The 11,509-nt window shown below is 67.1% G+C and carries 14 protein-coding genes; 3 read left to right on the plus strand and 11 right to left on the minus strand.

The window, feature by feature from the left end:
- Positions 1-21 precede the first annotated feature (21 nt).
- Positions 22-945, minus strand: coding sequence for a pirin family protein (locus GR158_RS08485; protein ID WP_160870743.1), 924 nt, complete (start codon positions 943-945; stop codon positions 22-24).
- Between the two features lie 150 nt (positions 946-1,095).
- On the opposite strand from GR158_RS08485, the gene GR158_RS08490 reads away from it, so the two are divergent.
- Positions 1,096-1,482: an ester cyclase gene (locus GR158_RS08490; protein ID WP_160870744.1), complete on the plus strand. Its 387-nt coding sequence runs from the start codon at positions 1,096-1,098 to the stop codon at positions 1,480-1,482.
- A 4-nt stretch (positions 1,483-1,486) separates the two neighbouring features.
- Here the strand turns inward: GR158_RS08490 and GR158_RS08495 are convergent, their stop codons facing one another.
- From GR158_RS08495 to GR158_RS08505, 3 genes are all read right to left on the minus strand, one after another.
- The gene (locus GR158_RS08495) at positions 1,487-1,741 is read right to left on the minus strand and encodes an exodeoxyribonuclease VII small subunit (RefSeq protein WP_134648902.1); all 255 of its coding nucleotides are present in this window, start codon (positions 1,739-1,741) and stop codon (positions 1,487-1,489) included.
- Between the two features lie 2 nt (positions 1,742-1,743).
- On the minus strand, positions 1,744-2,670 hold the full coding sequence (locus tag GR158_RS08500) for a histone deacetylase family protein (protein WP_160870745.1): 927 nt from the start codon (positions 2,668-2,670) through the stop codon (positions 1,744-1,746).
- 70 nt (positions 2,671-2,740) lie between these two features.
- Positions 2,741-3,691, minus strand: coding sequence for a zinc-dependent alcohol dehydrogenase family protein (locus GR158_RS08505; protein WP_160870746.1), 951 nt, complete (start codon positions 3,689-3,691; stop codon positions 2,741-2,743).
- Between the two features lie 21 nt (positions 3,692-3,712).
- On the opposite strand from GR158_RS08505, the gene GR158_RS08510 reads away from it, so the two are divergent.
- A complete protein-coding gene (locus tag GR158_RS08510; protein ID WP_371731633.1) occupies positions 3,713-4,114 on the plus strand; it encodes an acyl-CoA thioesterase in 402 nt (133 codons plus the stop codon).
- On the opposite strand, the gene GR158_RS08515 is transcribed toward GR158_RS08510, so the two are convergent.
- Genes GR158_RS08515 through GR158_RS08540 form a run of 6 tightly spaced genes read right to left on the minus strand, consistent with a single transcriptional unit; the run spans position 4,100 to position 9,030 of the window.
- Entirely contained in the window at positions 4,100-4,495 is a 396-nt protein-coding gene (locus GR158_RS08515; RefSeq protein WP_160870747.1) for a GFA family protein, read from the minus strand. The genes GR158_RS08510 and GR158_RS08515 overlap by 15 nt on opposite strands.
- 8 nt (positions 4,496-4,503) lie before the next feature.
- Entirely contained in the window at positions 4,504-5,685 is a 1,182-nt protein-coding gene (locus GR158_RS08520; RefSeq protein ID WP_160870748.1) for a thiolase family protein, read from the minus strand.
- Positions 5,663-7,150, minus strand: coding sequence for a class I adenylate-forming enzyme family protein (locus GR158_RS08525; RefSeq protein ID WP_160870749.1), 1,488 nt, complete (start codon positions 7,148-7,150; stop codon positions 5,663-5,665). The genes GR158_RS08520 and GR158_RS08525 overlap by 23 nt, the downstream gene beginning before the upstream one ends.
- A 4-nt stretch (positions 7,151-7,154) precedes the next feature.
- Entirely contained in the window at positions 7,155-7,718 is a 564-nt protein-coding gene (locus tag GR158_RS08530) for a biotin transporter BioY (protein WP_160870750.1), read from the minus strand.
- A 32-nt stretch (positions 7,719-7,750) separates the two neighbouring features.
- On the minus strand, positions 7,751-8,356 hold the full coding sequence (locus tag GR158_RS08535; protein ID WP_202402204.1) for an energy-coupling factor transporter transmembrane protein EcfT: 606 nt from the start codon (positions 8,354-8,356) through the stop codon (positions 7,751-7,753).
- Positions 8,350-9,030, minus strand: a complete 681-nt coding sequence (locus tag GR158_RS08540) for an energy-coupling factor ABC transporter ATP-binding protein (RefSeq protein WP_160870751.1) — start codon at positions 9,028-9,030, stop codon at positions 8,350-8,352. Before GR158_RS08540 ends, GR158_RS08535 begins: the two co-directional genes overlap by 7 nt.
- A 102-nt stretch (positions 9,031-9,132) precedes the next feature.
- Here GR158_RS08540 and GR158_RS08545 point away from each other — a divergent pair, with 102 nt between their 5' ends.
- Positions 9,133-10,332, plus strand: coding sequence for a winged helix-turn-helix domain-containing protein (locus GR158_RS08545; protein WP_160870752.1), 1,200 nt, complete (start codon positions 9,133-9,135; stop codon positions 10,330-10,332).
- A gap of 35 nt (positions 10,333-10,367) precedes the next feature.
- On the opposite strand, the gene aroC is transcribed toward GR158_RS08545, so the two are convergent.
- Positions 10,368-11,465 carry a chorismate synthase gene (aroC, locus tag GR158_RS08550; RefSeq protein ID WP_134648892.1) on the minus strand — a complete coding sequence of 366 codons (1,098 nt, stop codon included), beginning with the start codon at positions 11,463-11,465 and terminating at the stop codon, positions 10,368-10,370.
- Between the last annotated feature and the right edge of the window lie 44 nt (positions 11,466-11,509).

Here is an 11,509-nt window from a genome sequence, read left to right on the forward strand (position 1 = left end):
GCACTCTTGCAATCGAATCTGTCAGCCTGCGGGCAGCGGCACGAATTCCTCCTCGTCGCCGGGCACGATATCGAAACGGCCGGTGCGCCACTCCTCCTTGGCCTGCTCGATGCGCTCCTTGGAAGAGGATACGAAGTTCCACCAGATATAGCGCTTGGAGCCCAGCGCCGCGCCGCCGAACAGCATGATGTGACAGCCCTGCGGGCCGGCCTTGAGCGTGATCGCGTCGCCGGCGCGGAAAACCGGAAGCTGGTCGGACGCGAAGACATCGCCCGCCACATCGAGCGTTCCCGAGAGCACATAGACCGCGCGCTCCTCCCAGTCCGCGGCAAGCGGCGCGGAAGCGCCCGGTGCAAGCGTCAGGTCCGTATAGAGCGTATCGGTCGGTACGCTGACGGGCGAGGCATGACCCTCATAGCGGCCGATGATCGTGCGGCCGGTAATGCCGTCGGCGGAGAAGGCCGGAAGCTCCGCCTTGGTGGTGTGGGCAAAGACCGGAGCGGCCTCTTCCAGATGGTCCGGCAGGGCAAGCCAGGTCTGCAGACCCGAGATCGACTGCGGCCGGCCGCGCAGGTTTTCCGGCGAGCGCTCCGAATGCACGATGCCGCGCCCGGCCGTCATCAGGTTCACATCGCCGGGCGCCACGACCATTTCCGTGCCCAGGCTGTCGCGATGCTTGATCTCGCCGTCGAAGAGATAGGTGACGGTGGACAGGCCGATATGGGGATGCGGCTTCACGTCGATCGCCTCGCCCGCGCGCAGCAACGCCGGTCCCATGCGGTCGAAGAAGATGAACGGGCCGACGAGCCGGCGCTTGGCCGTGGGCAGGGCGCGCCGCACCTCCAGCCCGCCGATATCGCTGGTGCGCGGAATGATCAGCAGCTCCAGCGCGTCGCAGGCCGGCGCATCACCGGCTTCGGGGTCCTGTCCGGGGAAAAAGCTCATGGCACCCTCCTGTCGTTGGTTCGTGGGCTGCATGCTAGCGGGCGGGGCGGGGCGTGGATAGGGCGCGTGCTGTTGACGGTGTGGTCAGCCTTGGCCATTTCTGGCTTTTGGCGCGCGCCACGCCATATTCGCCGAAAGCAGGAGACGATCATGACCGGACAGAACCTCGAAGCGCTCTACCGCGGTTACATTGCCTGTCTCAACAGGCAGGATTGGGCCGATCTCGGCAGCTTCGTCCACGAGGATGTGCATTACAACGGCAAGCGGATCGGCCTTTCAGGCTACCGCATCATGCTGGAAGGTGATTTCAAGGCAATCCCCGACCTGCATTTCGCCATCGACTTCCTGGTGATCGACCCACCGCGCGTGGCAAGCCGCTTGCTCTTCGACTGCACACCGGTGGGCGACCTTTTCGGTCTGCCGGTCAATGGCCGCAGGGTGTCGTTCACCGAAAACGTCTTCTACGAATTCGAGGATGCGCGCATCCGCAACGTCTGGTCGATCATCGACAAGGCCGCGGTCGCAGCACAGGTCTGAAGGCTTACGCGCCGTCGAGCGGCTCGGTGCCCTGCGGCTTGCCGGCGCGGTCGAGGCGGATCTTCTCGATGCGGTTCTCGGCGGCCGAAAGCAGCGTCTCGCAGTGCTTCTTCAGCGCTTCGCCGCGCTCGTAGATCTCGATGGAACGGTCGAGCGGCACGTCGCCGCGCTCCAGCGCCGCGACGATCTTTTCCAGTTCCTCGACGGCCTGTTCGAAGGACAGCGCCGAAACATCGGTGGCGGGGGTTGGGGTGTTCATGGTCAGCCTCTCATCAGGCGATAGATATGGGTGGCGGCGGATTCGGCAAGGCCTTCCAGGTCGTAGCCGCCTTCCAGCAGGCTGACGACGCGGTGATCGGCCGATTTTTCGGAGAGTTCCATCAGCCGCGCCGTCGCCCAGTCGAAATCGTCGGCGACGAGATTGATCTGCGCCAGCGGATCGCGGTGATGCGCATCGAAGCCGGCAGAGATGATGATCACGTCCGGCTTGAAATCGGCGACCCGCGGCAGCACGCGCGACTTGAAGGCGTCGCGGAAATGATCGCTGCCGTCGTTGGGCGAAAGCGGTGCATTGACGATGTTGCCCGCGCCGGTCTCGTCCTTTGCGCCGGTGCCGGGATAGAGCGGCATCTGATGCGTCGAACAGAACAGCACGGAGGGATCGTTGAAGAAGATGTCCTGCGTGCCGTTGCCGTGGTGTACGTCCCAGTCGACGATGGCGACGCGCTCGGCGCCATGCGCCTTCTGCGCGTGGCGGGCGGCGATCGCGGCATTGTTGAAGAAGCAGAAGCCCATCGCCTTCTCGCGCTCGGCGTGGTGGCCGGGCGGGCGGGCCGCGACGAAGGCGTTGTGGGCGTTGCCGGAAAAGACGGCATCGACGGCCGCGACCGCGCCGCCGATGCCGGTCAGCGCCGCCTGAAGGCTTGCGGGACTGGCATGGGTATCGGCCTCGAAATGGTTGATGCCTTCCTCGGGGATTACGTCCACCACCGCGCGCAGATGGCTTTCGGGATGGGCGAGCAGCACGAAATCCTCGTTCGCCTGCGGTGCCTTTTCACGCACCAGCGGGGCGAAGCGCTCATGCTCCAGCGCAAGGTTGAGCGCGCGGATGCGGTCGGACCGCTCCGGGTGGCCCTCGGGCGTGTGATGCTCGAGGAAGATCGGGTTCTCGAAAAGGAACGTCGTCATGGCCGGAAGCTATCCATTGCGGTTGGCGCGGTCCACGGGAAATGGGCCGGTGTCCACGCCTTTTCAACGGTCATGGCGCAAGAAGCAGCTTGCCGGTGCGCGCCGGGTCATCCTGGCGATCGAGTGCGGCGGCAAGCTGTGAAAGCGGGTACACCCCGTCGATGGCGGAACCGAGCACACCGGCGCGGATGCCCGCAAAGCTGCGCGCAAAGGCGGTCTCGATATCGGCGCGCGGGGCGGCATGCACCCAGTTGCGCAGCCAGAGGAAGGAGAACGCCACCGCCTCGCGCCTTTCCGCCACCAGTGCCGGATCAAGCTGCGCGCCGGAAAGCGCGCCGTACTGGATGAACGCGCCGCCGGCCCTGACCTGCCGGAACAGCGTGTTGCCGGCCTCGCCGCCGACCGCATCGAGCACGGCATCGAGATCGGGTGCCGCCGCAAGCGCGATCTCGCCGGCAAAGGTTTCGGCAAGCCGTTCGGCCGTCGCGGCGCTGCGCACCAGCGCGACAGGATGGAAGCCCACCTCGGCGAGCAGCACGAGCAGCATCCGGCCGATGGCGGATGCGGCGGCGGTCACGCCCACGCGCTGACTGCCGGCCGTGCCGAAATGCGCCTGCACGGCATCGATCAGCCGAAAGGCCGTGAGTGGGTTCACATAGGCCATGGCGGCCTGATCGTCGGAAAGATCATTCGGCACGGCAAAACACCACGCCGCCGGCCGCACGAGCCGCTGCTGCCACAGCCCGCTCGCGCCGATCGGCAGCACGCGCTGGCCGATGGACAAGCCGGTGACACCGGCACCAAGGCCCATGATTTTGCCCACGCCCTCGAAGCCCGGCACGAAGGGCAGGGTGGTGCGGCTGCGATAGGCGCCGGTGACGGGGATGAGGTCGGAGGGATTGATCGCCGCGCGCCGGATGCGGATTTCCACCTCACCCGGACCGGGAGCCACGGGATCGGCCTCTTCGAGGTCAATCACTTGCCGGGGGTCGCCGAAGGCTCTAACAACGGCACGAAGCATGGTCTAACCCCGGGATACGACGTGGAACAGGCGGCAGACATCACGGCCAGCGATATCAGGATACCGTTCCGCGATATAGACATGCACGGCCACATGCACAATGCCGCCTATTACGCCCATGCCGAGGCCGCGGTCGCCGCCCTGTGGCGCCATCGGCCGCAGGGTCCGGAGGACCCCGTCTATTTCGTGCGCAAGTCCGCCTGCACCTTCCATTACGGTCTGAAGCTGGACGACATCGCGCAGTTCAAGGTCGCGGTGACGCGAATCGGCGCGACCTCGCTTACCTTCGCCGTCGCGATTTCATCCGAAGAGCGCCCGGTGGCCGACCTTGAGATCGTCTGGGTCGCCGTCGACCCCGCAAGCCGCCAGCCGGTCAACGTGCCGCAGCGGGTGCGCGACTGGCTGAAGTCATTCCTCGCCTGAGGCGGTTTCGACGGAAAGCCAGTCCGGCCGGCAATCCTCGAAGGAATGGTATTGCGGCGCCAGTGCGGGATCGCGCGGATCGTCGAAGCCGCCGATGAGCAGTGCCACGACCGGATCGTCGTCGATGGCGCCGATCGAGCTGCCGCAGGCCGGACAGAAGGCGCGGCTGGAATAATCGGAGGAACGCCAGGTCGAAGGCTTTCCGCCGGTGCCCGTCCACGCCACGCGCTCGGCCGGAAACTCCGCCCAGGCGGCGGTCGGCGCGCCGCTATGCTGCTGGCAGAACCGGCAGGAGCAGGTGTGCGGCTTTTCCGCGGGCGCCGTCGCTTCGAAGCGGATCGCACCGCACAGGCAGCCGCCGGTATAGATCGTCTTGCGCATGTCGGTCCTCATACCTTTCGGAAAAGCGTGGCGATGCCCATGCCGCCGCCGATACCCATCATCGCCAGCGCCGGGGTGCCTTCCGCCGCATCGTGCATCTGCGCGAAAAGCCGCGTGACGAGGATCGCGCCCGATGCGCCATAGGGATGGCCGAGCGCCAGCGCCCCGCCATCGCGATTGACGGCGGCAGGATCGATGCCGAGGCAATCGAGGCAGGCCAGAACCTGCGCGGCAAAGGCCTCGTTGAATTCGAGGAAGGGCACGCGTGCTGCATCGAGGCCGGCATTGCGCGCCGCAAGCGTGTGCACGGCCGGCACGGGACCGAGCCCCAGCAGGTTGGGATCGACGCCGACGGTAACGCTGTCCACGATCTCCAGGAGCACCGCCAGGCCGAGCGCCCGTGCCGCCGCAAGCGATGTGACGAGCACGACCGACGCCCCGTCGTTGACCGGGCAGGCATTGCCCGCGGTCACGGTGCCCTCGGGCCGGAAGACGGGTTTCAGGCCGGCGAGTTTCTCAAGCGAGGTGTTTTCGCGCGGGCACTCGTCCTGCGCGACGAGGCCGCCGGGCGTCTCGACCGGCACGATCTCGCCGTCGAACCGCCCGGCCTTGCGGGCCGCGACCGCCCGGCGGTGGCTTTCGAGCGCGAAGGCGTCCTGCCGCGCGCGGCTGATGCCGGCATGGGCGGCGACGTTCTCGGCGGCGATCCCCATGTCCGGGTCGCCGATGGCATCGGGCGCCATGCGCGCGCGCGGCACGGGTTCCGGCATGCCGCCCGGCATTGCCGGCGGGCGCAGGCGCAGATGGGCGCGGCTGGTGCTTTCCGTGCCGCCGGCCAGGTAGAAGCGACCGGCGCCGGCCTGCACGAGCCGCGCGGCCAGCGCAATCGCCTCCAGCCCGGAACCGCATTGCCGGTCGACCGTCAGACCGGGCACGGCAACCGGCAGGCCGGCCTCCAGCGCGGCGAGGCGTGCGAGGTTGCCGGCGCTGTTGGCGGCATTGCCGAGGATCACGTCATCGACGGCATCGGGCGCAAGGCCCGTGTCGGCCAGGATCCGGCGGATGAGCGGTGCGGCCAAGCTTGCCGGCTCGATGGCGGCGAGCGTGCCGTTGATGCGGCCGATCGGCGTGCGCACCGCCGCCGCGACGACGGGAATGCGGGCGGGATCAGAAGAGGCGTTCGAGCGCATCGCTGCCCTCCGCAACCCATTGCCGCACCGTCTTGGCCTCAACCTTGCCGGACGGCGTGACCGGCATTGCCGGGCACAGCCAGATCCGGCGCGGCTGCTTGTAGCGCGGCAGCACCGCGGCCATGGCCGCCCGCAGATCGTCTGCCGCAAGGCCGTCCGCCGACGGCTCGATCACGGCCACAAGCTCGCCGCCGAGATCGGCGTGGTCGCGGCCGAAGACATGGGCGGCGCGCACGCAGGCCAGGCCGAGCAGGGCCGCCTCCACCTCGGACGGATAGATGTTGTTGCCGCCCGAAAGCACCATGCCGCCGGACCGGCCGAGCAGGTGCAGCGTTCCATCCGCATCGAGAAAGCCGAGGTCGCCGACGGTCGCGCGCGCGCCGAAACGCTTGAGCCCCGCGCCGTCGCCCGCGCCGAGATATCCGGTGGCGACAAGCGGGCTTTGCACGAAGATCGTGCCCGTCTCGCCCACCGGCACCGGATTGCCGGCCTCGCCGAGAACAGAGACGGCGACGCCGGGAAAGGCGTGGCCCACGGCCGTCGAGGATGCGGCGGCATCCGGCCGCGTGACGGTGATGAAGCCCAGTTCGGACGCCCCGTAATATTCGCGCAGCGCCGCCTGCGGAAAGTGGCGGCGGCTGAGCGCATGATCGGCCGCCGTCAGCTTGGCGCCCGCCACGGTGATGGCCTCGACGCTCGCCACCGGCGGCCCCTCGCAGAGCCGGCGCAGCATGGTCGGCACCAGCACGAGGCGGCGAATGCCGGCTGTCCGGATCGTTTCGCGGGCGCTTGCCGCCTCGAAATGCGTTGCGGAATGGAAGGCCGCACCGGCAAGCAGCGTCTCGGTCATGGCATAGAGTGCAAGCCCGTGGGCGAGGGGACCCGGGGCGTAGCTGTGCGTTTCGGCATCAATGCCGAAGAACGGCGCGCCTGCCGAAAGGCTGATGCGCCATGAGCGGCGGTCGCGGATGATCGGTTTCGGATCGGCCGTGGTGCCTGACGTGAAGACGATGAGGAACGGGTCGTCATCGCGCCCCTCGGGCAGGGGCGGCGCGGCGGTGGTCGCGCTTTCGACGATGCGGAGCGACCCGCCCGTGCGGGGCGCGTTGGCGAGAAGGCCGTCGCCGTTTGCCGTGACGACGATATCGGGCGCGAGCGTCTCCAGCATCCGGCCGCGCATCGCGTCGGGCAGATGCGGATCGATCAGCGCTGCGCAATTGTCGCCCGCCGTGGCGGCAACAAAGGCGGCCGGAAAGAGTGCATGGTTGCCGCAAACGAGCGCGATGAGGCGCGTCTTCGGGCCGATGACGCTTTCGGCTTGCGCAGCGAGGCTCGTGAAGGCGCCGTGGCAGGCCCGGGCGGTCGCGGCGAGAGCCCCATAGGAAAGAACCCGGTCCTCCAGATGGAAAGCCGGGTTCTGCGGATTGTGTGCGGCGTGCCGCTCGATGGCGCCGGAAAGCGGCATGGGCTCAGGCGCGCTGCGGCAGAAGCGGATAGCCGGCAAGCACCGCGCGCGCGGCAAGCATGGCGACGAACGCCTTGATCAGGTCGCCCGGCAGGAAGACCAGCGAGGCGGCCGCCGTTTCGAAAAAGGCCTTGCCGCTCATATAGGCGAGCCACGGCATGCCGAAGAGATAGACGATGCCGATGCCGCCGACGACCGACGCCAGGAGAAAGGACAGGAACTGCGACAGTTCCGACTGGTCTTCCTTCACGAGACGTTCTGAGATCAGGCCGCAGACGAAAGCGCCGACCACCCAGCCGAAGATATAACCGGCACTCGGTCCTGCAAAGACTGCGAGCCCGCCGCGGCCACCCGAAAGCACCGGAAGGCCGATGGCGACGAGAAGAAGCACCAGCAACATGGCAGCGGCACCGCGCCGCGCCCCGAGAATGCATCCCGCGAGCATCGGGCCGAGCGATTGTGCCGTGATCGGCACGGGAATGAAGCCGAGCGTGATCGGCGGCAGCAGGCCGAGAACCACCATGATGGCGGCGAAGAGGGCAACAAGCACGATGTCTCTTGTGGTCACGTCCGAATCCCCAAAAACGGTAAAGAGAAGGTTTAGTGCCGCCGAAAACCGCGGGCGTCAATCGCCATGGCGATCGTGTCGGCATCCTTCAGCGTCAGGATGATCAGCGGGACGAGCACCGTAAGCGGCCGCACACGCAGGCCGCGCGCCCTGTGCGCATCGGCAATCTCGCCGTAGCGCGCGAAGATTTCCGGCACGAAGCGGATGACGAGGCCCACCGCCAGACTGACATCGGCCGCCCGCACGAAGCCGAAGCGTTCGAGCGGGGTAATCAGCCGCGTGATCTCGTCCATGAAGGCGGAAATGCCCGTCGTCGCCGTCACCGCGGCGGCCAGCAACACCAGCGCCGACAGCCGGCAGAACACGACGAGCGCCTCGTGCAACGAATGGAACAGATAGTTCGCGAGTGCGACGAGCAGCACCGTGAACAGCACGAAGCGCGTGCGTCGGAAGGCTTCCCCAAGCCCGATGCCGGTCGAGAGGTAAAGAAGGGCGGCCAGCGCCATCGCGGGCACGAGAATACGCAAATCCGAGATCAGCAGGAGCAGGATCGCGGCGGTAAACAGCAGGATGAGCTTGCCGCGCACCGGCAGGCGGTGCAGCGGCGAGTTGCCCTCGATGTCGAGCCCGTTCAGCATGAGGCCAGATTCCGGTAGGCGGCGATGGCGTTCGACGGCGTATCATCGGCGGCAAGCCGGCCTTCGTGGAACACCAGCACGCGGTCGAAGCTTTCGAGCAAAGCGAGGTCGTGGCTGATGACGAGCACCTGTTCGGGCAGGCCGGCGATGGTGCGCTCGATCAGCCCGCGGTTCTTCAGGTCGAGCTGGTTGGTCGGCTCGTCGAGGATCAGCAGGTCGGGCCCGGTGACGAGCACGCTGGCAATGGCGCCAAGCTGCGTCTCGCCGCCGGAAAGCTCATGCACGCGCCGGCGGGCGAGATGCGAAATGCCGAAGCGGGAAAGGATGGCGTCGGTCTTCCCGGCGATCTCCGCCTTGCTGAGCTTGCGGTTCTTCAGCCCGAAGGCGATGTCCTCGGCAAGGATCGGCAGGATCATCTGGTGTTGCGGGTTCTGGAAGATGAAGCCGGTCTTTCCGCGCGCCGCCACTTCGTCCGTAACGGTGTCGAGCCCGTCGACCGTCACCGTGCCGGCGGTCGGCTTGACGAGGCCGTTGATCAGCCGCGCCATGGTGGTCTTGCCCGATCCGTTGAGGCCGACGACGCCGATGCGCCGTTCGGACAGCGTGAGCGTCAGCGGCTGGAGCGCGATGCGCGCGCCATAGGCCACCGTGGCGGCGGAAAAGACGATGTCCAAGAGCAGGTTCCCGGTTCGCGAAAGTCGACGGGACCTATAACATGACGGGGCGCAAAGAAAACCGGGTGGAACAAACAGGGAATATGTGTCTATGATCCGGCCATGACGATTCTGCTTTCCAATGCCGAGGCCCGGCGCATCTTCCTTTCGCGACAGGGGCTGAGCAGCCCGCCCGGCCGTGCGCTGGGCAAGACGGGGCTGCTTCAGCTCATCCACGATATCGGTTTCGTGCAGGTGGACAGCATCGCCACCGTCGAACGGGCGCATCACCAGATCCTCTTCTCGCGCAACCAGACCTACCGGCGCGAGCACCTTGCCGAACTCCTGGAGAAGGATGGCGAGCTCTTCGAGCACTGGACGCATGACGCCTCCATCATTCCCAGCGCCTTCTTCCGCTACTGGAAGCATCGTTTCCGCCGCAAGGAAGCGTCCATCCTGGCGAACTGGCGCAAATGGCAGGGCGAGGGGTTCGACGCGACTTTCGAGGAGACCTACCGGCGCATCGCAGAAAGCGGGGCGGTGATGTCGCGCGACCTCAAGGTGGAGGATCACAAGTCCGGCGGCTGGTGGAACTGGCATCCGAACAAGACGGCGCTCGAATATCTCTGGCACACCGGCAAGCTGGCCATCGCGCGGCGCGAGAATTTCCAGAAGGTCTATGATCTCGCCGAGCGTGTCCTGCCGCAGCACCACCATGAACCCGCAGTCGAGCATGACGTCTTCATCGACTGGGCCTGCCGCAGCGCGCTGGAACGGCTGGGTTTTGCCACCCACGGCGAAATCGCCGCCTTCTGGGCGCTGGTCACGCCGGAGGAAGCGAAGGCCTGGGTCGATGCCAACAAGGCGGAGCTGCGTCAGGTCTTGATCGAGACCGCCGATGGCGGCAAGCCGCGTGCCGCCTATGCCTTCGCGCATTCGGCCGAAAGCCTGCGTGATGTGCCCGAGCCGCCTGCGCGCCTGCGCGTCCTCTCGCCCTTCGATCCGCTGATCCGGGACCGCAACCGCACGGAGCGTCTTTTCGGCTATTTCTACCGCATCGAAATCTTCGTGCCGGAGCCGAAGCGGCAATATGGCTACTATGTCTTCCCGCTGCTCGAGGGCGATCGCCTCGTCGGCCGGATCGACATGAAGGCCGACCGCAAGGCGGGCGTTCTCGCCGTCCGGCGCCTGTGGTGGGAACCGAAGGTCCGCGGTTCCGCCGGGCGGCTGGAGCGGCTGGAGGCGGAACTGGCGCGCGTGGCCCGGTTCGCGGGCGTCGAGGACGTGCGCTATCTGGACGGCTGGCAGGGCGAGGGCGCGTAACGGCCCCTCATCCCGCTGCCAGGATGGCCGCCCCGTTACGCCAGGCGTCCGGTCTGGCCGCGGTCGCGCAGGTAATGATCGGCGATCGCACAGGCGACCATGGCTTCGCCGATCGGCACGGCGCGGATGCCCACGCAGGGATCGTGCCGGCCCTTGGTGCGCACGTCGACATTGTTGCCGTCGGCATCGATGGAACGGCGCTCGGTGAGGATGGAGGAGGTCGGCTTGATGGCAAAGCGCGCCACGACCGGCTGGCCGGTCGAGATGCCGCCGAGAATGCCGCCGGCATGGTTCGACAGGAAGATCGGGTTACCGTCATTGCCCATGCGCATCTCGTCGGCATTCTCCTCGCCGGTGAGTTCCGCCGAGGCGAAGCCCTCGCCGATCTCCACGCCCTTCACGGCGTTGATCGACATGAGAAGCGAGGCGATGTCCTGGTCGAGCTTGGCGTAGATCGGCGCGCCGATGCCGGCGGGCACGCCCTCGGCCACGACTTCCACGACGGCGCCCACGGAGGAACCCGCCTTGCGGATGCCGTCGAGATAGTCTTCCCAGACGGGCACGATGGCCGGGTCGGGCGCGAAGAACGGGTTGTTGCCGACCTCGTTCCAGTCCCAGTTGTTGCGGTCGATCCTGTGCTTGCCGATCTGCACCAGCGCGGCGCGCACGGTCAGCCCAGGCACGACCTTGCGGGCAAGGCCGCCGGCCGCGACGCGCGCGGCCGTCTCGCGGGCGGAGGAGCGTCCGCCGCCGCGGTAGTCGCGGATGCCGTATTTGATGTCATAGGTATAGTCGGCATGGCCGGGCCGATAGCGCCGCGCGATCTCGCCATAATCCTTGGAGCGTTGGTCGGTGTTCTCGATCAGCATGGAGACGGGGGTGCCGGTCGTGATCATGGTCTCGCCGTCGTCATCCAGCATCACGCCGGAGAGCACCTTGACGAGGTCGTCCTCGCGGCGCTGCGTCACGAAACGCGACTGCCCCGGCTTGCGCTTGTCGAGCCACGCCTGGATTTCGGCAAGCGTGAAGCGGATGCCGGGAGGGCAGCCGTCCACCACGCAGCCGAGCGCTACCCCATGGCTTTCGCCCCAGGTGGTGACGCGGAAGAGATGACCGAAAGTGTTGTGCGACATGAGCGGAACCGGACCGATAGGAAAGTGTGCCTTCTCTTAGTGGA

The organism is Shinella sp. AETb1-6, from assembly GCF_009826875.1.
Taxonomy (GTDB): Bacteria; Pseudomonadota; Alphaproteobacteria; order Rhizobiales; family Rhizobiaceae; genus Shinella; species Shinella sumterensis.